Source organism: Lichenihabitans psoromatis (assembly GCF_004323635.1).
Lineage (GTDB): Bacteria > Pseudomonadota > Alphaproteobacteria > Rhizobiales > Beijerinckiaceae > Lichenihabitans > Lichenihabitans psoromatis.
On record NZ_CP036515.1, the window covers coordinates 3,245,667 to 3,266,662 of the forward strand.

Below are 20,996 nucleotides of genomic sequence, written 5' to 3' on the forward strand. Positions count from 1 at the left end.
CGTCACGCGTCGGCCCAGATGGCCTCGGCACCCTCGAGCGCCTCGGCTCCGTCGATGATCGCGGTCGCGAGGCTCGGCGCGGCCGATGCGATCTGTTCGGCGAAGAAGCGGCAGAGCGTGACAAGGGCGGCTGGGGCATTTGGGTCGCGACCTGCAGCATGGGCCAACACGGCCAAGGCTGTTCCGCCACGCGCCAATCCGAACAGCCTGAGGTAGGACGTGGCTCCCAGCAGCACCTGCGCGGGCGCAGTCGCCAATCGGTTCAACAGAAATTGTGTCGCGGCTTCCAGCGCCTCCACCGCGTCATGCAGGCGAGCGGCGGTTTGTCCGAAGGCAGTCTCGTTGGTGCCGCGAATAAGGTTTATGGCCACCCGCATCTCCGCGATCTCGGCCGCCACGACGGCGCCGCCATCGAGCGCGATCTTGCGCTGCACGAGGTCAATCGCCTGAATGCCGTTGGTGCCTTCGTAGATGGCCGCAATCCGCACGTCGCGCATGATTTGCGCCGCGCCGGTATCCTCGATGTAGCCCATGCCGCCATGCACCTGCACGCCGAGCGAGGCGACCTCGTTGGCGATATCGGTCGCGTAAGCCTTGGCGATCGGCGTCAGCAACGCTGCCCTCTTTTGCGCGGTCGCCCGCCCGGCCTCGGGTCCGCGAGCGGCTTGATCGAGCGCGCCGGCAACCAGATGGCAAAGCCCCCGCGCCGCCGCCGTTTGCGCCTTCATGGTCAGCAGCATGCGGGCGACATCGGGATGGTCGATGATCGGGCTCGGACCGTCGGACGGCGTTGCAAGGTTGCGGCCCTGCCGCCGCGTCTTGGCGAAGGCAATAGCGGTCTGGGTGGCGCGTTCGGCCGCCGCGACACCCTGCAGCCCCACCGCCAGGCGCGCATTGTTCATCATCGTGAACATGCAGGCGAGCCCCCGGTGGGGTTCGCCAATAAGCCAGCCGGTCGCGCCACCGTTCTCGCCGAACATCATCGTGCAGGTCGGCGAGGCATGCATGCCGAGTTTATGTTCGATCCCTCCGCAGATCAGGTCGTTCCGCTCGCCCGGGGTGCCGTCCGGCTTGGGGATGAATTTCGGCACCAGAAACAGGGAGATGCCCCGCGTGCCTGACGGCGCATCGGGCAACCGGGCCAGCACCAGATGCACGATATTGTCGCTGAGATCGTGCTCGCCATAGGTGATGTAGATCTTCTGCCCGGTGATCCGGTAGGTGCCATCTGCGACCGGTGTGGCGCGGGCTCGCAAAGCCCCGACATCCGATCCGGCTTGTGGCTCCGTGAGGTTCATGGTGCCGGTCCAGGCGCCGGAGACGAGGTTGTGGAGGTAAATTGCTTTCAGTTCGTCCGAGCCATGCCGGTGCAACGCCTCGGTCGCACCCATGGTGAGAACCGGCCCGAGCGCGAAGGAGGCGTTGGCGGCGCTCCAGATTTCGAGGCAGGCCGCATTGACGAGTGTCGGCAACCCCATGCCGCCGAAATCCGCCGGAGCCGCGACACCGTTCCAGCCCCCGTCGCGCCAAGCGTGATAGGCCTGCGACCAACCCGGTGGCGTGACAACCGCACCATCCAGAAATGTGACGCCGTGCCGATCGCCCATGCGGTCGAGCGGCAGCAGCAGGGTTTCGGCGACGCGGCCGGCCTCGTCCAGAATGGCGTCGGCCGCATCATCGGCGAGGTCGGGATAGAGCCCGGACGCCACACCTTGATCGAGCCCGCCGAGATGCCGGAGCGAGAAGAGGATGTCGGCGACCGGAGCGCGATAGGGCATGCTGATCGTTTCCGCAGGGATGGGTCGGCGTCAGCATAGACTTTTGCGTCGAGAGCCGCGAGTGAAGAAGCATGGAACGCGGAGAGAGGATCGACGCATGACGGCGTTCAAGGCCGCCACGACCGCCGCAATCGCGGAGGGCGGCGCTTGCTTGCGCGCGGGTCGGCTCGTCGCCTTCCCGACCGAAACCGTCTACGGCCTCGGCGCGGATGCGCGGTCGGATGTCGCAGTGGCGCAAATATATGCCGCCAAGGGACGGCCGGTCTTCAATCCCCTCATCGCCCACGTGGCGTCGCGAGACTTGGCCGAACGCGAGGGCCGTTTCGACGCGACCGCACGGGCGCTCGCCGATGCCTTCTGGCCGGGGCCGCTGACATTGGTGCTTCCCGTCGCTCCGACCGGCTCGGTCAGCCTGCTGGCCCGGTCCGGGCTCGATAGTGTGGCGCTTCGTATGCCGGCCCATCCGGTTGCGCTGGCGCTTCTCAGGGCTGCTGGTTGTCCGGTCGCTGCCCCATCGGCTAACCGATCCGGGCGGATCAGCCCGACCGAAGCCGCGCATGTGATGGCGGATCTCGATGGACGGATCGATCTGATCCTCGATGGCGGCGCGTGCAGCATCGGGGTCGAGTCCACCATCGTGTCGTGTCTCGATCGCGTCGAGATCCTGCGTCCGGGCGGTTTATCCCGACGTGCCATCGAAGATGTCGTGGGATATCGGATCGACGCGCGTCGCCATGTCGAAACCGCGCCTGTCGCGCCGGGCCTCCTGCTGTCGCATTATGCGCCGCGTGCTGCCGTTCGACTAGGAGCGAGCGACGTCAAGGCAGGTGAGGCCGTGTTAGACTTCGGCGGCCGTCTGGTCGGGCAGGGTGCCGTCACGCTTGATCTTTCGCCGGGCTGCGACCCAACGGAAGCCGCAGCACATCTCTTTGCTTACTTGCGTCAACTCGATGCCAGTGGCGCCGCGGGGATCGCGGTTGCTCCGATTCCCGACGACGGCCTTGGCGAGGCGATCAACGACCGGCTTCGTCGTGCGGCGGCGCCGCGCGGCTAGAGCGCAGCACCCGGGTCTCACTGTGATCCCTGCCGGCTTATTTCTTATCCGATCTCGACGACGACCCGGCCACGGATCGTTCCGTCGAGAATCGCATGCGCGGTGGGGATGATCTCGTCGAACCCGATCGTCGTCGTCAGCGCTTCGAGTTTGGCCGGATCAAGATCGCGCGCAAGCCGGTCCCAGGCTTCGAGACGGCGCACTTTCGACGCCGTCACGCTATTGATTCCGATCAGCGCGACGCCGCGCAGGATGAAGGGCGCGACGGAGGTGGGCAGATCCATACCCTGCGCGAGGCCGCATGCTGCCACCGCTCCCAGCCCTTTCGTCTGTGCCAGCACATTGGCGAGCGTGTGCGACCCGACCGAATCGATGCCTGCGGCATAGAGTTCCTTGCCGAGTGGTCGGCCGGGCGTCGAGAGTTGCGCCCGGTCGATGACGTCGGTTGCGCCGAGCTCTTTCAGATAGGGGCTTTCGTCCAAACGGCCCGTGGAAGCGATCACGGTCCAGCCGGTCTTCGCAAGGATCGCGATTGCGATGGACCCCACGCCGCCGGACGCACCCGTCACGATGGCGGGACCTTGAGCCGGCTCGAGGCCGAATCGCTCCAACGCGATAAGCGACAGCATGGCGGTATAGCCAGCGGTGCCGATCGCCATGACCTGCGCTGGCGAAAAGCAGGCAGGCAGCGGGATCAGCCAGTCGCCCTTGACCCGAGCGCGCTGCGCGTAAGCGCCGAGGTGCGTTTCACCGAGGCCCCAGCCGTTCAACACGACCCGATCGCCCGGCTTAAAATCCGGATCGGCGCTTGCCTCGACCACGCCGGCGAAATCGATGCCGGGGATCATCGGGAAGCGGCGAACCACGGGTGATTTGCCTGTGATCGCAAGCCCATCCTTGTAGTTGACGGTCGAATGCGTCACGCGCACCGTCACATTCCCGTCCATCAGATCGTCGTCGGCGAAGCTCACGATCTCGACGGCTTGTCCGGTTTCCGTCTTGTCGATGCGAAGCGCCTTGAAGAATTCCGACATGGCCGGCTCCCTACTGCGATGGGTTGCGGAGAGCGAACCGCAGCTAAAAGCAAAGCTCTTGTGGTCGGCTCCGTCAATGGCGCGATCTCTCCGGTCGGACCTCGGCCGCCGGCGCCCTTGCCGAGGCTCCGCAAAAAGGACATCTTCACCACTCACCTCAGGCGCACCCTGCTCGGGTCGGCGTCGTCGACCTTGGTCGAGCTCGCAATCGGGAAGTTGGCGCTCTTGTCACAAACAAATTGTGGACGTTCTCCTGTCTGGATTCGGCTGTCTCCGCCGATCCGCCGGCCTCTGGCGGCGGCGCTCTGCCTGTCGGCCGTGTTCTTTCCCCTCGCCGGCCAAGCGCGTCAGACGATTTCGATCCCAACTCCCTTTGAGGTCGGTGGTAGTTCGGTCGGGAACTATCTGTCGGCGTTGGTGGCCGGTGCCGACCGCGACACGATTGCGGCCGCGACCTTCTTTCGCGAGGCGCTGCGGGCCGACCCGACCAATGCCGAACTGATCGAACGCACCTTCGTGGCGTCGCTCTCGAATGGGGATATCACGGAGGGGGCCGACCTCGCCCGCCGCCTAGTGGCGCGCGATCCGAAGAACAGCCTCGGCCATCTCGTCCTCGGCGTCGAGCAGTTCAAGGCGAAGCACTATGTTGCGGCGCGGCGTCAGTTCTCGCAAGGCGCGGTCGGACAGGAGCGTGACGTTACGGCCGCCCTCCTGACGGCCTGGACCTATGCGGGGCAGGGCGACGAGAAAAAGGCGCTGGCGACGCTGGATGGCATTCGTGATTCGAGCTTTGCGCTGTTCAAGGACTACCACGCCGGGTTGATCGCCGACCTTGCCAACGACGTGCCGGAAGCGACGCGTCGCATGAAGGCCGCTTATGCGAGCGACAAGACCATTCTGCGGCTGGTCGATGCCTATGGCCGGTTCTTCGATCGCCACGGCGATGTCGCCGAAGCCCAGCGGGCCTATACCGAATTCGACAAGCTGATGCCGCGTCACCCGATCGTTCTGGCGGCGCTGGCCGACATCAAGGCCGGCAAGACCCTGGCGCCGCTGATCAAGACCCCCGAGGACGGGGCCGCCGAGGTCCTGTACGGGCTTGGCGCTGCCGGAGGGCGACAAGGCGACGAACTCGCCGCGATGGTCTATCTCCGCTTGTCGCTTTATCTCGCGCCGCAGAACGCCCTCGCGACCGTGACGCTTGCCGATATCTTTGGTCGCCTCAAGCAGAACGAGCAGGCCATCGATGTTTATGAGAGCGTGCCGGAAAGCAGCCCATTGCGAAGCAATGCGGACATTCAGACGGGACTGACGTTGGATACGCTGGGTCGTCCCGACGATGCGATCGCGCATCTCGAAGGGATCCTCAAGGATCGGCCAAACGATCTCGATGCCTTGACGACGCTCGGCAACGTGCAACGCGAACAGAAGCGCTTCGCCGATGCGGCCGCGACTTACACCAAGGCGCTGGCACTGCTGTCGCCGACCGACAAGGCGGCTTGGCCGCTGCTTTATTTCCGTGGCATCGCCAACGAGCGGCTGAAGAAATTCGCCGAGGAAGAAGCCGATTTCAAGCAAGCGCTCGAGATCGTGCCCGATCAGCCTTTGGTGCTCAATTACCTCGGCTATTCCTGGATCGATCGCGGCCTGCATCTCGACGAGGCGTTCAAGATGCTGCGTCGGGCCGTCGCGTTGCGGCCTGAAGATGGTTACATCGTCGATAGCCTCGGCTGGGCGCATTATAAGCTCGGCGAATATGATGACGCCGTGAAGGAACTCGAGCGGGCCGTGACGCTGAAGCCGTCCGATCCGACCATCAATGATCACCTCGGGGATGCCTACTGGCGCACCGGGCGAAAGCTCGAGGCGACCTTCCAGTGGAACCATGCGCGCGATCTCAAGCCGGATCCCGAAGACCTGCCAGCGATCGTCAAGAAGATCGCGGATGGTCTTCCTGACCTGGTGAAACCGACAACGGCCGCCGTGACGCCGATGCCCGTCGAACCTGCGCCTGCGACATCGTCCCCCGCGACCCCCGACGCGACACCGGCTCCCGAGCCTGCGGTCGTCACGCCTGCGCCGATTGCTCCTGCGCCTGGGATGTCCGCCCCGGCGGTTCCGGAAGCTCCCCCGGCGCCGGAGGTGAAGCCCGCTCCTGAGCCGACGGCCATCACGCCGGCCGTCCCGCCCGCCAGCGTTCCGGCTCCAGAGCCGGCAACGCCTGCGGCGGCTCCACCAGCGCCTGCGGAGATCACGCCTCCGACGCCCGCTCCTTCGGTCGCTCCCGCAGAACCGGCTGACCCGATCCCGCCTGCCGATCCGGCAAAGCCCGCGGGTGGCTAGAGCTTAGTCCCGAGCGATCATTTCCCGGCTGGCGTATAATGGTCTACAGCCTGTTTTCATGCTGGCTCAAAAGACCGCTGGCCGAAACGGAAGTAGCATCGTGAGTGTCGAAACGCTGATCGTCGCGTCTGACGAAGATGGGATGCGGCTGGACCGCTGGTTCAAGCTGCGTGTGCCGGGTGTCACGGTCGCGCATCTGAACAAGGTCGTGCGGACCGGACAGGTGCGGGTCGATGGCGGTCGTGCCAAGACCTCGACGCGGCTCGTCGAGGGCCAGAAAGTTCGCATTCCCCCGCTCGGAATCACCGCCGAAAGCCTTGCCGCGCCATCGCTTCGGCGCACCAAGGGATCGGAGCAGGATCGGCGTGACGTCGAGGCCATGATCCTCTTTGAGGATCGCGGTCTGATGGTGCTGAATAAACCGTTCGGTCTCGCCGTCCAGGGCGGGTCCGGCACCTACCATCATCTCGACGGCATGCTGGATGCGTTTACCGATCAGAATGGCGACCGACCGCGCCTCGTCCATCGCCTCGATCGTGATACATCGGGCGTGCTGCTCGTCGCCAAGACGCGAAAGATGGCGGCCGATCTCGGGGCCGTGTTCAAGTCGCGTAACGCCCAGAAAATCTATTGGGCACTGCTCGAAGGCGTGCCGAAGCCGGCGCAGGGGCGGATCTCCTTGTTCCTGGCCAAAGGCGAACTCATGGGCGATGCCCGGTCGCAGAAGCCGGGGCGCCCGGTCGATCGGGCTCCTCAGGAACGGATGCGGGTCGCCAAACACGGCGAGGAGGACGCACAGCATTCGGTCACTTATTATACCGTGGTCGACAAGGTTCTGCCGCGCGTCGCCTGGGTGTCGATGAAGCCGATCACTGGCCGCACCCATCAGCTTCGCGCACATGCCGAAGCGATCGGCCATCCGATTGTCGGCGATCCGAAATATAATGGCGGCAGCGGGCCGAACCCGCGCCGAACGGATCCGTTGCGATCGGTGCCGACCGATGTCGAGCAGAAGCTTCACCTTCTGGCGCGCCGACTGGTGCTGCCGAACCCGAGCGGCGGATCGATCGATGTGACTGCCCCGTTGCCGCCCCACATGCAGGCGACCTGGGATTTGTTCGGGTTTGACGTGAAGCAGTATGATCCGATCGACGATGCCCCCGAATGACGAGACACGGATGACAGGCGACAGTCCAACCGGTTCCGAGCCGACCGCGTTCGTTCCGATCGATCCTTACGCCCTCACCCGTCGTGAGGCGGCCGCAACGCAGATCAAGCGCTTCTACAAGCAGGCGACGAGCGGGACGCTTGCTGGCGGCCATACGGTTTTGCTGGACGGCAAAGCCGTGAAGACACCCGCGCGGGCCGACCTCAATCTCCCTCGGTCGGAGTTTGCTGCGGTCTTGGCCGACGAGTGGAACCGGCAGGGCGACATCGTACAACCCGGCGACATGCCCCTCACACGCCTCATCAATTCCGTGATCGATGGGGTCTCGACCCATGCGGACGACGTCCGCGCCGAAATCGTCAAATTCGCAGGCACGGATCTTCTGTGCTATCGCGCCGATCAACCTGCGAGCCTCGTCGAGCTTCAGGCGCGCGAGTGGGATCCCGTGATCGCATGGGCTGGATCTGATCTCGGTGCGCGATTTAGTCTGGCGGTCGGCGTCATGCATGTGGCGCAACCGGACGCGACGCTTGAGGCGGTCGCTGCTGCGATCGCGGAAGGGATCGGCGACGGGTGTGAGGCCGCCTTTCGACTTGGCGCCTTGCATGTCGTCACGACGCTGACCGGGTCGGCCATCCTGGCTCTAGCGGTCATGCGCGCGGCCTTGACGCCTGACGAAGCATGGCGGAAAGCCCATGTGGACGAAAACTTTCAGATCAGTCGTTGGGGCGAGGACGCCGACGCCGCGGAGCGGCGTGCCTTGCGCTGGCAGGATCTTCAAGCAGCGGCCTTCGTGCTGGCTGCCTTGCGTATTGGCAGCCACGCGCTAATCGACGTGCCAGAACAAGCTTAAGACAAATCCATCGTGACAAAGCAACGATTGCGAAAGCTTACCTATTTGGCCGCGTTTAACCGTCCTTTTGGTTGCTTTCTCTGATTCATGTCTCGTCAACCCGGCGCGATCATTGTGGTGTCACAGAAGACACGGGGACGACGATGACCACGATGAACCATGATGTTTCGACAGCGCTGATGACCGGAAGCGACCTCGCGCCGATCACACCGTTCCCGTACTTCACCGAGAGTGGGTTGAACCGCGTGCGTCAGATGTATGCGGCGCTGGTTCCGACCCGCACCTCGCTGGCGGTGTTATTCGCCCTCGATGCAGCACAAACGGCGGCAACGGACCAATGGGTGTCGTTCTTCATCGAGACCGCCAGCGCGCAATTGATTTGGGATCAGCGGCCCACGGGCGTGTTGAGCGAACAGGACGCCGTCTGGTTGCTGGCACGCTTTGACGAAGCCCCAACCTTGTCGGTCATGGCGCTGCTCGTGCGCGTCGTGGATGAGGCGCACCGGATGCCAACATGGCTCCCGGCCGCCGTTCGCCACCGGGCCGCACTGTTCCGCTCTGCCGCCGCGACCGCAACCGGTCTCACGACCCCGCGTAAGGACGTGGCCTATCTGCGCCTCGTGGCCTGAGCCCGGCTCAAGCGGGCATCGATTTTTTGAAAAAAGCCTCGGATCTGCCTCAGTAGAGTCCGAGGCTTTTTGGTTCAGGCATGCGTCATGGAGACGATGATAAAGGCCAGGATGACCAGCACCAATCCACCGATGAGCACGTAGCGGACGCCGACATTCGACTTGCCTTGTCGCGCTTCCACCTTGTCGACGCGGATCGGATCCTCGGCCATTCTTCATTCCCCCTTGGACACCACTGGCTGTTGAGCCGCTTGGTCATTCATCCCTGCGAGAACCTTGAGCACGGCAGGAAGGTTGCGTGCGCCCCGACCGACGTGCGAACGAAGCATCTGACCGGAGGGACCTTTCGTGCCGCTCTATTTCGCTTACGGAAGCAATATGGACGTTGCGGTGATGGCCCGGCAATGCCCGGGCGCGACCGTCATCGCACCAGCCCGCCTCATGGGGCATCGCGTCTTCATCCACGTCTCTGGCCGCGCTTCGGTGCGCCGAAGCCCGACCGCGACCGTGTACGGGCTCTTGTGGGACGTGCCGCTCGCGGACGTGCCGGCGCTGGATCGGTCTGAAGATGTCGTCGGCGGCTCGTTCACGAAGATCATCCAGCCTGTCGTCAAGCCGCAGGGGACGGCCCGTGCTCTCATCTACGTCGCCCGCTCGCTGGCCGAAGGGACGGCATCCGCCGCTTATCTCGACGCCATGATCGCGGCGGCAAAGACGGGCGGCTTGCCGACACCCTACGTCACGGGGCTTGTGTCGCTCCTGCCGAGAGCCTCGGCGCGCCCCAGGGAGGGAGGGAGTTCGCCTGACACGGGGATGTTGCGTTCCGGGCCGATGGCTGGGGTCCGGCCCCGATTCGCAACGCCGTTCGACCGAGATTAAATCTCGTCGACGCTCGCGCCGAATATCGGGGCGAAGGATTGCCGCAATGCGACGTCGACATCGGCCATCGTCACCGGCAGGCCGAGATCGACAAGGCTCGTGACCCCGAGGTGAGCGTCCGCGATGCCGCAGGGAACGATGCTTGAGAAATGCTCGAGATCGGGCTCCACATTGATCGAAATGCCGTGAAAGCTGACCCAGCGGCGCAGGCGGATGCCGATTGCCGCGATCTTGTCTTCCGCCAGCAGCCCGCTCACGGAAGGCGGTTTGTCGGGACGATCCACCCAGACACCGACGCGGGCTTCGCGGCGCCCCGCCCTGAGGTTAAACGACGCAAGCGTCGCGACGATCCAGTCTTCCAGAGCCGCCACGAAGGCGCGGACGTCGGGACGGCGGCGCTTGAGATCGAGCATCACGTAAGCGACGCGCTGGCCCGGACCATGATAGGTATATTGTCCGCCGCGACCCGTCTGATGGACCGGAAAGCGAGCGGCGATGAGATCGTCCGGCCGGGATGACGTGCCGGCCGTGTAGAGGGCAGGGTGCTCGACCAGCCAAACCCATTCGCTGGCTTCACCCCGCGCGATGGCTTCGGCACGGTGTTCCATGATCGCGACAGCGTCCTCATAGTCGACTGGACCATCCGTAATTGTCCACCCGACGGCAGGAGCGGGATCGACCGGAAAAAAAGATCCTGCGAGGTCGTCGCGAGTTGGCACGAGTGTTGCCTTTGAGTCACGTGTGGTGCCGACGTGAGGCGACGCCGCAAACAAGTACTTTACTTAAGAGGCAATGCGCCGAAACTCAACAAGTCGCCCGATGCACGCCGCGAAAATGTGGCGACTTTGCCTCAATCCGCCGCCCTCGAATGGCTGCGAAAACTACGACTTTATCCGAAGTGATCGGGCGAAGACGTCATCCCTGCGACACTACGGATACTCATTATTGCCTGTATGTTGAGTCAAAAATAACGAGCGAGTATTTAACCTTTGGATGTGCCATGCCCCATGCCGCAGGAGCTCTTTCGGATTTCGCTCGATTTTATCAAGAGCGTCGTGACGCCGAGCTGACGCTCTCGGAATATTTGGAGGGTTGCAAGACCGATCCAACCATGTACGCCAGCGCGCCCGAGCGAATTCTGCATGCGATTGGCGAGGCCGAACTGGTCGATACGTCGAAAGATCCGCGACTTGGACGGATCTTCATGAACCGGACAATTCGAGTTTATCCTGCCTTTGCCGAATTCTTCGGCATGGAAGAGACGGTCGAGCGTATCGTCAGCTACTTCCGCCATTCGGCCCAGGGCCTCGAAGAGCGCAAGCAGATCCTCTACCTGCTCGGCCCGGTGGGCGGCGGCAAGTCCTCCCTGGCAGAGCGCCTCAAGGCCTTGATGGAGGTCTGCCCGATTTATGTCCTGAAAGCTGGCGATGAGCTCAGCCCCGTGTTCGAGAGCCCGCTCGGTCTGTTCGATCCAGAGCGAATGGGCGATATGCTCGAAGAGCGCTACGGTATTCCACGTCGTCGATTGACCGGGCAGATGAGCCCATGGTGCGTCAAACGTCTGGATGAATTCGGGGGTGATCTGTCCCGCTTCACGGTCGTCAAGGTGCTGCCATCGCGCCTACGTCAGGTCGCGATCAGCAAGACGGAGCCGGGTGACGAGAACAACCAGGATATCTCGTCGTTGGTCGGCAAGGTCGACATCCGTAAATTGGAGACGCTGAGCCAGAACGATCCCGATGCCTACAGCTACTCGGGCGGCCTAAACCGGTCGAACCAAGGCATGCTTGAGTTCGTCGAGATGTTCAAAGCCCCGATTAAGATGTTGCATCCATTGCTGACTGCGACGCAGGAAGGCAATTACATCGGGACCGAGAACATCGGCGCCATTCCGTTCTCGGGCATGATCATGGCCCATTCGAACGAATCGGAATGGCAGAGCTTCAAGACCAACAAGAACAACGAAGCGTTCATCGACCGGATCTATGTCATCAAGGTTCCGTATTGCCTGCGGGTCACGGAGGAGCAGCGCATCTATGCGAAGCTGATTCGCAGTTCGGAACTGTCAAAGGCGCCATGCGCGCCCTCGACGCTCGAAATGTTGTCGCGGTTCTCGGTTCTGTCGCGGCTACGCCATCACGAAAATTCGAACCTGTTCTCGAAGATGCGGGTCTACGACGGCGAGAGCCTGCGGGAGGTGGACCCGCGCGCCCGCAGTCTGCAGGAATATAAGGATGCTGGCGGGATCGACGAAGGCATGGACGGGATCTCGACCCGCTTCGCCTTCAAGGTTCTGGCCGCGACCTTCAACCATGACACGGTCGAGGTCGGCGCCGACCCCGTCCACCTGATGTATGTGCTGGAACAGGCGATCCGCCGCGAACAACTGCCGGCCGATATCGAGAAGCGTTACATCGAATTCATCAAGGCGGAACTCGCGCCGCGATACGCCGAATTCATCGGACACGAAATTCAGAAGGCCTATCTCGAATCCTACCACGATTACGGCCAGAACCTGTTCGATCGCTACATCGATTATGCCGATGCGTGGATCGAGGATCAGGACTTCAAGGATCCCGATACCGGGCAGTTGTTGAACCGCGAGTCCCTGAATGGTGAGCTGACTAAGATCGAGAAGCCCGCGGGCATCGCCAATCCCAAGGACTTCCGCAACGAAGTCGTTAAATTCGCTCTTCGGTCGCGCGCCGCAAATACCGGCCGTAACCCGTCTTGGACCAGTTACGAAAAAATTCGCGACGTGATCGAACGCCGCATGTTCAGCCAAGTCGAAGAGCTGCTGCCGGTGATCAGCTTTGGCTCGAAGAAGGATAGCGACACAGAAAAGAAGCACGAACAGTTCGTCGACCGGATGATTTCGCGTGGATATACTGAGCGTCAAGTCCGGCGCTTGGTCGAGTGGTATATGCGGGCCAAGCAGGCCAGTTGATCGCAAGTTGGAGCGGACGAGGCTGAATGCATATCGTCGATCGTCGTCTCAACCCAGGTGGAAAGAGCTTCGCTAATCGCCAACGGTTCCTGCGCCGGGCCAAGGAGCAGGTCCAGCGTGCGGTTCGCGACAGCGCCAAAACGCGGGACATCAAGGATCTGGAGCAGGGCGGTGAGGTCACGATCCCGGTCGATGGGATCAGCGAACCCAACCTTCGCCGCCAATCTTCCGGGGGCAAGCGCGACCATATCCTCCCGGGTAACAAGATCTACAACGAGGGTGACCGGCTGGAACGACCGCAATCGCGCAAAGGCGGCGGGTCCGGCGCGGGTGACGGTGGCGGCGGGGATGACAAATTCCGCTTCGTCCTCAGCCGTGAGGAATTTCTCAACATCTTTCTCGACGATCTCGAACTTCCGGATCTCGCCAAACGTCGGCTGTCGGTGACCGAGACACAAGGCATGCGGCGCGCCGGCTATACGGTCTCCGGCTCGCCGGCCAATATCGCGCTGAACCGGACGATGCGGAACGCCATGGCGCGCCGGATCGCCCTGAAACGGCCGACGAGCGCCGAACTCGACCGGCTCGAGGCCGAAGTGGCAAGCCTCGAAGATCTCGGGGCCGCCAGTGCAGACGCGCGACGTGAGGCGCTGACGACGCTGCGGCAGCGACAGGGCCGGACGCCTTATCTCGATCCGATCGATTTGCGCTATCGTCGGTTCGAGCCCTATCCAAAGCCGATCGCCCAGGCGGTCATGTTTTGCATGATGGACGTGTCCGGCTCGATGACCGAGCACATGAAGGATCTCGCCAAGCGCTTCTTCATGCTGATGCACGTGTTTTTGACGCGTCGCTACAAACATGTCGACATCGTCTTCATTCGGCATACGGACAAAGCCGCCGAGGTCGATGAGGAAACCTTCTTCACCAGCGCCGAAACGGGCGGGACTCTGGTTTCCTCCGCACTCGTCGAAATGAAGCGCGTGATCGCCGAGCGCTATAGCCCCGCCGACTGGAACATCTATGGGGCGCAGGCGTCGGACGGCGATAATTCGTCGAGTGACGGGGAGCGGACCAAGCTGACGCTGCAGCAGGAGCTGCTGCCGCATTGCCAGTATTTCGCCTATCTCGAAGTGGGCGAGGAATCCGGCACGCGGTTCGGTCCCTCTGCCCAGGGAACCACCTTGTGGCGCACCTACAAGACCGTGCAAAGCTCGGGACGGTTCGCCATGCGACGGGTCCACCAGCGGGGCGATATTTACCCGGTCTTCCGCGAGCTGTTCCAAAAGAATCAGGATGCAACGGCCTCTCAGGCGGTCCCATGACGCTGATCCAAACCAATCGTCTGCTCTACGACGGGACCGACTGGACCTTCGACACGATCCGTCGCATCCACGATGCCGTTGCCGAGATCGCCCATAAGGATCTCGGCCTGAGCACCTATGCCAATCAGATCGAGGTCATCACGGCCGAGCAGATGCTGGATGCCTATGCGTCCACCGGCATGCCGCAACTCTACAAACATTGGTCTTTCGGCAAACACTTCGCCCAACACGAGGCGGGATACCGCCACGGCCACATGGGGCTGGCCTACGAGATCGTCATCAACTCCGACCCCTGCATCAGCTACATTATGGAGGAAAACTCCGCCACGATGCAGTGTTTGGTGATCGCTCATGCGGCCTTCGGGCATAATCACTTCTTCAAGAATAATTACCTCTTCCAGCAATGGACGGATGCTGAGGGCATTCTAGATTATCTGACCTTCGCCAAACGTTACATTGCCGAATGCGAAGAACGGTATGGGCAAGCGGCCGTCGAGCGTGTGCTCGATGCGGCGCATGCGCTGCAGGCGCAAGGGGTGCATCGATATCCGCGCAAGAAGCCACTGAACTTGATGAGCGAAGAGTTGCGCGAGCGGGATCGCGAGCGTCAGCGCGAGGAGATGTTCAACGACCTGTGGCGCACTGTGCCGGGCAAGACGGCGCCAAGCGGCAAGGATCTTTCGGAGAGCCGTCGGCGCGCGATGCTGGATTTGCCGCAGGAAAATCTGCTGCATTTTCTCGAAAAGAGCGCGCCGCGTCTGCGACCCTGGCAGCGTGAAATTCTCCGCATCGTGCGCCTGGTGGCGCAATATTTTTATCCGCAGCGGCAGACCAAGGTGATGAACGAGGGCTGCGCGACCTACTGCCACTACCAGATCATGTCGCGGCTGCATGCGAATGGGCAGATCACTGACGGCTCGTTCCTGGAATTCTTGCAATCCCACACAAACGTGGTGCGGCAGCCGACCTTCGAGAGCCAGCATTATAACGGCATCAACCCCTATGCGCTCGGCTTCGATATGATGAGCGACATCGAGCGAATCGTCACGGAGCCGTCGGAAGAAGACCGTGAATGGTTCCCCGATCTTGCCGGCACCGGCGATGTCATGGCGGTGCTGCGCGACACCTGGGCCAATTACCGGGACGAAAGCTTCATCACCCAGTTCATGAGCCCGCGCCTCATTCGAAACTGGCGGTTGTTCCACATCGCCGATCATCCCGACGAAGAGGATTTAAAGGTCGCGGCAATCCACAACGAGCGCGGCTATCGCGCTCTGCGGCGGTCCTTGGCGCGCCAGTATGACGTCGCCTGGACCGATCCCGACATCCAGGTGATCGACGTCGATCTCGCCGGTGACCGCAAGTTGATCGTCCACCACAACGTTCTCGACGGCATTCTCTTGCAACCAGGTGACTGCCGCAGCGTGCTGCAGCATCTCGCCGATCTGTGGGGCTATGGCGTGATCATGCGAGAGGTCGAGGAGGCGAGCGGCACGGTGCTGGCGGAGCATCAAGCCAGCCCGCGCACAGGTGTCGCGTAAGGCCACTCCGATCTTTTCCACCGCGCTGCTCGAAGCGTCCTTGCATCGCGGAAGCGGATTTGTTACTTGACGCGCCTTGCCGAGGACGGGTTCGCCCGCTTCGTCATTGCGGCCATGGCGGAATTGGTAGACGCGCTAGCTTGAGGTGCTAGTTTCCGAAAGGACGTGGAGGTTCGAGTCCTCTTGGCCGCACCACACTCAACCAAGAGTGTATTTTCATCCCAAAAGTCGAAGCGCGTTTGTAGCGCGTGGTGCTCATTCAGCCCGCGTCGCAATCGAAAGCGAAAGCCGGCGTTAAGTCGATCGCCACGCGGATATGCGGCGACACGGCGCATTCAGCGTGAGTTCATGGCGCCCCTTTAGGATTGAGCAATCGGACGTCGCGGCCAGATCGCCGGCGACCGAAGTCCTCGTCTTTCATCGGGCCGGGCTCTGATCGACAGTCAGGCCGGCCCTACAGGAGATCGTCATGCTCAGACTATCCAAGCTCGCTGTCGTTGCGGCCCTCGCGTTCAGCGGCGTCGCCTTCCAATCACTCGAGGCGTCGGCGATGCCGGTGGGCACCGATATCGCCACCACGGCCCATGCGGAGGATGTTTCGGGGGTCCAGCAGACGGGCTGGCATGGCCATTATGGTTGGCACCGTCGGTGGCATCGCCATTACGGCTGGCGCCGTCACTATGGGTGGCATCGTCACTATGGTTGGCACCGGCCCTACGGCTTTCGCCACCATCATCGTTGGTGAGACGCGGTCCTCGTAGAGGATGGAAGGCCGGAGCTCGCGCTCCGGCCTTCTTTTTATCGAAGCGGGACGCCCGGGAGTGGATCGTCGACTACCGGCGCCGCCGGCTTGGCGGCTTCGCTCGTCGACAGGAACGGTTTGGCGACCCCGGTAGGGGTGGCCTGAGCTGGGCGCGCGCGCAGCAATTTTGGCATCAAAGCCGCCACCGTCTTCTCGGTTTCGGAGGACCACCCCGCAGGCGCGCTCTTGAGGACTGTCTGACCGGTCCCGGGTTTGATCGCGACGATGTGATAGCCGCCCTGTTTCAGTGCCGTGAGCAGCGACGGCAGCATGGCTGCCGTCTGCTCCTTTACGTCATGCAGCAGGATGATGCCGCGGCCTTGCGCGTTAAGCCGACCCATGAGCAGCGCGAGTTCGGCCTCAGGGGTCTGTTTGACCCAGTCGGACGCCCAGAGATCTGCGCCGAAAACCGCGACGTGGCGCTCGGCCAGCCATGCCATCAGCGGCGGCGTGTCGGCGAAGCCCGGAAAGCGAAAAAATGGAACGCGCGGCGCCTGATCGGCCGAGCCATAGGCGGCTTTGTCGTCGGCCGCGAAGCCATGTTGAATATCGGCTTTCGCCTGCGCCTCCGTCAGGCCCCGCTCCGTGACCTCGGGGTGCGACCACGTATGATGCCCAACGCTATCGCCATCAGCGATCTCGCGCTTCACCAGCGCGGGAGCCGCCTGCGCGTTCCGCCCGATGAGGAAGAAGGTGGCGCGCACACATTCATGTTCCAGCGCCTCCAACACCCTCGGCGTAGTCTTGGGCGAGGGGCCGTCGTCGAAGGTCAGAACGACCTCATGGTCTTGCAGATCGAGCGTCTGCGGATAAGTTTTCAATCCGACCGCGATCGGGACCGACGGATCGATCAAGATGTCGCGGGTCGTGCCCAGCGCGGCCGGGTTGCCGGGGCAGGAGGTCGCTAAGCTGGCCTTTTGCGGCTCGGCCCCGGCGATTTCAGGCGACAGAGCGGCCACGAGGGCCATGATCACAGAGAGGCAAAGGCGCATGCGCTTCCTGTCGCGGGGGCTTGCGGCATTGTGATGGCGTTTTCGTACGATGGGCGCCATCCTGGACCGACGGAAAGCATTGGTGGCTTGTTAAGCGCTCGTTACCAAGTCACAGCTAATTGTTCCTTTAGGGTGTGGCTTGTGGTTTCGCGGGTCGCGCCATCGTCGAGGACCGGACGTCGATTCTGCGGAGAGCCACCATGGCCATCCGCGTGATCGTCAGTCCGTCGAAGTTCGGGCTGCGAGCCGCTATGGGCATCATCAAGTTTCTGGCCGCGACGATGGCGGCCATCAGTCTAGCGGGTTGCGCCGCCACGGTCGGTTCGCTCGACGCAACCGATCTACCTCACCCGACGGACTATTCGGTGCACGGCATCGACGTGTCGAAATATCAGGGCAAGATCGACTGGGATCGCGTCAAGAGCTCGGGCGTGCGCTTCGCCTGGATCAAGGCCACCGAAGGGGGCGATCACGTCGACTCCCGGTTCTTCGAAAATTGGGAGAATGCCAAGGCGGCGGGCGTCAAGCGGGGCGCTTATCACTTCGTCTATTGGTGCCGGCCATGGCAGGAGGAGATCGCCTTCTTCGAGCGCGTCGCGCCCGTCGAGCCGGATGCGCTCCCGCCGGTGCTCGATGTCGAGGCTACCCCGACCTCAAAGAGCTGCAAACGCACCCTTTATCGGGACGAAGTCGTGGCCCAGATGCGGCAGATGCTCGCCGAAATGGAACGGCATTTTGGCAAGAAGCCGGTGATCTACACCACGGTCGATTTCTACGCCGGGATCTTGCAGAATCACGCGCTCGAGGATTACCCGATCTGGGTTCGCAGCACGAAATATTTCCCGTCGATCAAATACGGAAACCGGCGCTGGCATTTCTGGCAGTACCAGTCCGATGGTCACATCGACGGAATTGAAGGCAAGGTCGACCGCAACGCCTTTTTCGGCACGGCCGAGCAGTGGCAGGATTTTACGCGCGGTCGCAATCTGCTCGAGTTGGCCAGGAACTAACCTCGCTGGCGTCGGCGCTACAGGCCCTTGCTGTTGCCGGACGTGATGTCGAACTTGATCGCCGCGCCATCCTGATCGATGGCGCTGCCGCTGCTGCCCGTGACCTCAAAAGCCGAACAGCTATGGTCGTCGTCCTCGGGGAAATCGAAGCAGACGCGCTCGCCCTGAACCGCCCAGGTGCCGGTCGATAGCCCATTCTGGTCGACATATCTGACCTTGCCGCCCGCATCGAAATATTGGGAAAACATCTCGTCGCCCGACCGGCCCGAGATGGTATTGCCGACGAGAGCCTTCCAGGCCGCGAGGCCGGTCAGCTTTTCGGCCGCTGAAGGCGCTGCGGCCGCTGCTGGGGCGGGTGCCGCTGCGGGCGCAGCAGGCGTTGCTGTCGGCGCCGCAACGGCCGGTGCATCGGCCTGAGCCAAAGCCGACGACGTCAATCCGAGCGCAAGGCCGAACGCCGTTGCGAGACCGAGGGAGAGGCGAACGCGGGACTGCATGGATGGATGCTCCGTTGAAGGTTGGCCGGATTTCACCGGCTTCCGATGACGTTATGTCGACAGGGGTGTCATGCTTCTGGTCTCGGCAAGCTCCCGAAGCGGAGCGGCGCTGACCGTCGCGACGGGGGTGTCGGTTTGAAGCTCGAACAACCGACGATACAGCCCATCGACGCGTCCCAGCAGGGTCGCATGCGTGCCGTCTTCCGCGATGCGGCCCCGATCGAACACGAGGATTCGATCCAGCGACCGCACGGTCGACAGGCGGTGGGCGATCACGAGCGCGGTGCGTCCCACCATCAAGCGGCCGATCGCATCCTGGATCAATCGTTCCGATTCGGAATCGAGGCTCGATGTCGCCTCGTCGAGGATCAGCAACGGCGCGTCCGCCAGAAAGGCCCGAGCGATGGCGATGCGCTGCCGCTCGCCGCCCGAGAGCTTCACGCCGCGCTCGCCGACCAGGGTTGCATAACCTTGCGGCAGCCGGTCGATGAACTCCGCCGCATTCGCCAGCTGGGCGGCGTGGCGGATCATCGCGGCGCTCGCGCCGGGACGCGCATAGGCAATGTTTTCGGCCAGGGAGCGATGAAACAGGATGGGCTCCTGCGGCACGATGGCGATCTGCTGACGTAACGAGCTTTGGGTCGTGTCGGCGACATCCTGCCCGTCGATCAGCACGCGGCCACCGGTCACATCGTAGAGCCGCTGGATCAGCTTGACGAAGGTGGTTTTCCCCGAGCCCGAATGGCCGACGAGGCCCACCCGCTCTCCGGCCCTGATCGTCACCGACAGATCGTCATAAAGCGGAGTCGCGTGAACACCGTATCGGAACGTCACGTGCTGGAATTGAATTTCTGCAGCCGAGATCGTCATCGGCGCAGCATCGGGCTTGTCGGCAAGACCAAGCGGCTCGTCATGCAGGGCGACGAGTTCCTCCATATCGTTGACGGAGCGCTGGAATTGATTCACGTGCTGGCCGACGTCGCGCAGATAACCCTGCACCACGAAATAGGTGGTCAGCACGTAGGTCACGTCGCCGGGGCTGGCGCGGCCCTGCCACCACAACAGCAGCGCGACAGCCGTGAGCGACGTCCGCACGATCCAGAGCAGGGCGAGTTGCAAGGTGCCGCTTGCGGTATGGCGGACCCAGGTGCGCCGGGTTCGCTTGATCCACTTGGCGACGATGCTCGTGAAGCGGCTGTCCTCGCGCGCCTCCGCCCCGAAGGCTTTCACCACCGCGTTGCAGCCGAGCGCGTCAGCCAGCGTGCCGCCGAGGCGCGTGTCGACGGCGTTCGAGAGCCGTGCGGCGGGAGCGATGTACCGCGTCGCGAGCAGAATCGTCAGCGCCACATAGACGATCGTGCCCAGCGCCATGACAAGGCCGAGCACGGGCCACTGCCATCCAAGCAGCAGGATCGTGCCCACCAGCACGACGCACGACGGCCAGAGCGCAAGAAGAAGCACGTCGTCGATCATGTCGACCGCCGCCATGGCCCGGGTGATTTTCCGCACGGTCGAGCCCGCGAAGGTGCCGGCGTGCCAATCGGTCGAGAAGCGTTGGACGTGATGAAAGGCGTCGACCCCCATGTCCGACATGATTCGCAGACTGAGCGGAATGACCGCGCTCCACGCCACATGGCGCAGCCCGACCACGACGAGACCAAGCCCTGCCATGAGCGCGAAGGTCTCGATCACCTCGGAGGCGGCGAGCGCCCGGTCGTTTCCGGCACGTGTCAGAGCGTCGACGAGGCGGCCTGCAAAGAGCGGCACAACGATCTCGGCGAGCGTAGCCGCTGCGATCGCTCCCGTCACAAGCGCCAGCAGCGGCTTGCGACGTGACCAATGCCGAAACATAAAGACCAACACGGGCCCGATCGCGGACCCCCGCCGCTTGCGGCGATGTTTAACCATGGGACGTTTCGGCGCTGATCGCGCCGTCCCTCTTGTGAGACCATCACGGTCTCGAACGATGGGAAATTCGTACGAAGCGGATCGTCCGCCGGTCAGTGGACCGGGCGGAGACCGAAGGCCGGTGTGGGCCGACGAAAAAGTGAAGTCATTCGGCCCTCCCTGGCAAGTCGTAAGCGATGACGTTGAATAGCATTGGAGACGATCGAGCACAATCCGCACGTCTGAAGGACGCGCTG

18 protein-coding genes and 1 tRNA gene are annotated in these 20,996 nt (G+C 62.9%); 12 read left to right on the top strand and 7 right to left on the bottom strand.

Features of this window, described 5'->3' with window-relative positions:
• Positions 1-2 precede the first annotated feature (2 nt).
• Positions 3-1,778: an acyl-CoA dehydrogenase family protein gene (locus EY713_RS15045; RefSeq protein WP_131116155.1), complete on the bottom strand. Its 1,776-nt coding sequence runs from the start codon at positions 1,776-1,778 to the stop codon at positions 3-5.
• Positions 1,779-1,875: 97 nt separating this feature from the next.
• Between EY713_RS15045 and EY713_RS15050 the strand changes: the two genes are divergently transcribed.
• Positions 1,876-2,832, top strand: coding sequence for an L-threonylcarbamoyladenylate synthase (locus EY713_RS15050; RefSeq protein ID WP_131116159.1), 957 nt, complete (start codon positions 1,876-1,878; stop codon positions 2,830-2,832).
• A 44-nt stretch (positions 2,833-2,876) separates the two neighbouring features.
• On the opposite strand, the gene acuI is transcribed toward EY713_RS15050, so the two are convergent.
• Positions 2,877-3,866 carry an acrylyl-CoA reductase (NADPH) gene (gene acuI, locus EY713_RS15055; RefSeq protein WP_131116161.1) on the bottom strand — a complete coding sequence of 330 codons (990 nt, stop codon included), beginning with the start codon at positions 3,864-3,866 and terminating at the stop codon, positions 2,877-2,879.
• Between the two features lie 225 nt (positions 3,867-4,091).
• Here acuI and EY713_RS23360 point away from each other — a divergent pair, with 225 nt between their 5' ends.
• The 4 genes from EY713_RS23360 (at position 4,092) to EY713_RS15075 (ending at position 8,859) form a co-directional block, all read left to right on the top strand.
• A complete protein-coding gene (locus tag EY713_RS23360) occupies positions 4,092-6,209 on the top strand; it encodes a tetratricopeptide repeat protein (RefSeq protein WP_281015356.1) in 2,118 nt (705 codons plus the stop codon).
• Between the two features lie 100 nt (positions 6,210-6,309).
• A complete protein-coding gene (locus EY713_RS15065) occupies positions 6,310-7,377 on the top strand; it encodes an RluA family pseudouridine synthase (RefSeq protein WP_131116164.1) in 1,068 nt (355 codons plus the stop codon).
• A gap of 10 nt (positions 7,378-7,387) precedes the next feature.
• On the top strand, positions 7,388-8,230 hold the full coding sequence (locus EY713_RS15070) for an ATP12 family chaperone protein (protein ID WP_165491144.1): 843 nt from the start codon (positions 7,388-7,390) through the stop codon (positions 8,228-8,230).
• Positions 8,231-8,382: 152 nt separating this feature from the next.
• Positions 8,383-8,859 (top strand): hypothetical protein, encoded by a 477-nt coding sequence (locus tag EY713_RS15075; protein ID WP_131116170.1) that lies wholly within the window; start codon positions 8,383-8,385, stop codon positions 8,857-8,859.
• A gap of 74 nt (positions 8,860-8,933) precedes the next feature.
• Here EY713_RS15075 and EY713_RS22780 read toward each other — a convergent pair whose 3' ends face one another.
• On the bottom strand, positions 8,934-9,071 hold the full coding sequence (locus EY713_RS22780) for a hypothetical protein (protein WP_165491145.1): 138 nt from the start codon (positions 9,069-9,071) through the stop codon (positions 8,934-8,936).
• A gap of 136 nt (positions 9,072-9,207) precedes the next feature.
• Between EY713_RS22780 and EY713_RS15080 the strand changes: the two genes are divergently transcribed.
• Positions 9,208-9,738, top strand: a complete 531-nt coding sequence (locus EY713_RS15080; protein WP_131116173.1) for a gamma-glutamylcyclotransferase family protein — start codon at positions 9,208-9,210, stop codon at positions 9,736-9,738.
• Here the strand turns inward: EY713_RS15080 and lipB are convergent.
• Positions 9,735-10,457 (bottom strand): lipoyl(octanoyl) transferase LipB, encoded by a 723-nt coding sequence (gene lipB / locus EY713_RS15085; RefSeq protein WP_131116176.1) that lies wholly within the window; start codon positions 10,455-10,457, stop codon positions 9,735-9,737. The two genes, EY713_RS15080 and lipB, sit on opposite strands and share 4 nt — an antisense overlap.
• A 281-nt stretch (positions 10,458-10,738) precedes the next feature.
• On the opposite strand from lipB, the gene EY713_RS15090 reads away from it, so the two are divergent.
• From EY713_RS15090 to EY713_RS15110, 5 genes are all read left to right on the top strand, one after another.
• Positions 10,739-12,685: a PrkA family serine protein kinase gene (locus EY713_RS15090; RefSeq protein WP_131116179.1), complete on the top strand. Its 1,947-nt coding sequence runs from the start codon at positions 10,739-10,741 to the stop codon at positions 12,683-12,685.
• A 26-nt stretch (positions 12,686-12,711) separates the two neighbouring features.
• Positions 12,712-14,010, top strand: coding sequence for a YeaH/YhbH family protein (locus EY713_RS15095; protein ID WP_131116182.1), 1,299 nt, complete (start codon positions 12,712-12,714; stop codon positions 14,008-14,010).
• The gene (locus EY713_RS15100) at positions 14,007-15,551 is read left to right on the top strand and encodes a SpoVR family protein (protein ID WP_131116185.1); all 1,545 of its coding nucleotides are present in this window, start codon (positions 14,007-14,009) and stop codon (positions 15,549-15,551) included. Before EY713_RS15095 ends, EY713_RS15100 begins: the two co-directional genes overlap by 4 nt.
• 108 nt (positions 15,552-15,659) lie before the next feature.
• Positions 15,660-15,746: transfer RNA gene (locus EY713_RS15105), tRNA-Leu, on the top strand.
• Between the two features lie 274 nt (positions 15,747-16,020).
• On the top strand, positions 16,021-16,296 hold the full coding sequence (locus EY713_RS15110; protein WP_131116187.1) for a hypothetical protein: 276 nt from the start codon (positions 16,021-16,023) through the stop codon (positions 16,294-16,296).
• A 53-nt stretch (positions 16,297-16,349) separates the two neighbouring features.
• Here the strand turns inward: EY713_RS15110 and EY713_RS15115 are convergent, their stop codons facing one another.
• Positions 16,350-17,345 carry a polysaccharide deacetylase family protein gene (locus EY713_RS15115; protein ID WP_131116190.1) on the bottom strand — a complete coding sequence of 332 codons (996 nt, stop codon included), beginning with the start codon at positions 17,343-17,345 and terminating at the stop codon, positions 16,350-16,352.
• 200 nt (positions 17,346-17,545) lie between these two features.
• Here EY713_RS15115 and EY713_RS15120 point away from each other — a divergent pair, with 200 nt between their 5' ends.
• Complete coding sequence (locus tag EY713_RS15120; RefSeq protein WP_131116193.1) at positions 17,546-18,355, top strand: glycoside hydrolase family 25 protein; 810 nt, start codon at positions 17,546-17,548, stop codon at positions 18,353-18,355.
• Between the two features lie 17 nt (positions 18,356-18,372).
• Here the strand turns inward: EY713_RS15120 and EY713_RS15125 are convergent, their stop codons facing one another.
• Positions 18,373-18,852 carry a hypothetical protein gene (locus tag EY713_RS15125; protein WP_131116196.1) on the bottom strand — a complete coding sequence of 160 codons (480 nt, stop codon included), beginning with the start codon at positions 18,850-18,852 and terminating at the stop codon, positions 18,373-18,375.
• Positions 18,853-18,903: 51 nt separating this feature from the next.
• Positions 18,904-20,760 carry an ABC transporter ATP-binding protein gene (locus EY713_RS15130; protein WP_131116198.1) on the bottom strand — a complete coding sequence of 619 codons (1,857 nt, stop codon included), beginning with the start codon at positions 20,758-20,760 and terminating at the stop codon, positions 18,904-18,906.
• Between the last annotated feature and the right edge of the window lie 236 nt (positions 20,761-20,996).

What these genes read in the sequence shown, in the direction of transcription:
- EY713_RS15070 (WP_165491144.1), top strand. Translation starts at nt 7,388, where the DNA reads ATGACAGGCGACAGTCCAACCGGTTCCGAGCCGACCGCGTTCGTTCCG.
- EY713_RS15050 (WP_131116159.1), top strand. Translation starts at nt 1,876, where the DNA reads ATGACGGCGTTCAAGGCCGCCACGACCGCCGCAATCGCGGAGGGCGGC.
- EY713_RS15075 (WP_131116170.1), top strand. Translation starts at nt 8,383, where the DNA reads ATGAACCATGATGTTTCGACAGCGCTGATGACCGGAAGCGACCTCGCG.
- EY713_RS15115 (WP_131116190.1), bottom strand. Translation starts at nt 17,345, where the DNA reads ATGCGCCTTTGCCTCTCTGTGATCATGGCCCTCGTGGCCGCTCTGTCG.
- EY713_RS15045 (WP_131116155.1), bottom strand. Translation starts at nt 1,778, where the DNA reads ATGCCCTATCGCGCTCCGGTCGCCGACATCCTCTTCTCGCTCCGGCAT.
- EY713_RS15100 (WP_131116185.1), top strand. Translation starts at nt 14,007, where the DNA reads ATGACGCTGATCCAAACCAATCGTCTGCTCTACGACGGGACCGACTGG.
- EY713_RS15120 (WP_131116193.1), top strand. Translation starts at nt 17,546, where the DNA reads ATGGCCATCCGCGTGATCGTCAGTCCGTCGAAGTTCGGGCTGCGAGCC.
- EY713_RS15110 (WP_131116187.1), top strand. Translation starts at nt 16,021, where the DNA reads ATGCTCAGACTATCCAAGCTCGCTGTCGTTGCGGCCCTCGCGTTCAGC.
- acuI (WP_131116161.1), bottom strand. Translation starts at nt 3,866, where the DNA reads ATGTCGGAATTCTTCAAGGCGCTTCGCATCGACAAGACGGAAACCGGA.
- EY713_RS15095 (WP_131116182.1), top strand. Translation starts at nt 12,712, where the DNA reads ATGCATATCGTCGATCGTCGTCTCAACCCAGGTGGAAAGAGCTTCGCT.
- EY713_RS15130 (WP_131116198.1), bottom strand. Translation starts at nt 20,760, where the DNA reads ATGGTTAAACATCGCCGCAAGCGGCGGGGGTCCGCGATCGGGCCCGTG.
- EY713_RS15125 (WP_131116196.1), bottom strand. Translation starts at nt 18,852, where the DNA reads ATGCAGTCCCGCGTTCGCCTCTCCCTCGGTCTCGCAACGGCGTTCGGC.
- EY713_RS22780 (WP_165491145.1), bottom strand. Translation starts at nt 9,071, where the DNA reads ATGGCCGAGGATCCGATCCGCGTCGACAAGGTGGAAGCGCGACAAGGC.
- EY713_RS15090 (WP_131116179.1), top strand. Translation starts at nt 10,739, where the DNA reads ATGCCCCATGCCGCAGGAGCTCTTTCGGATTTCGCTCGATTTTATCAA.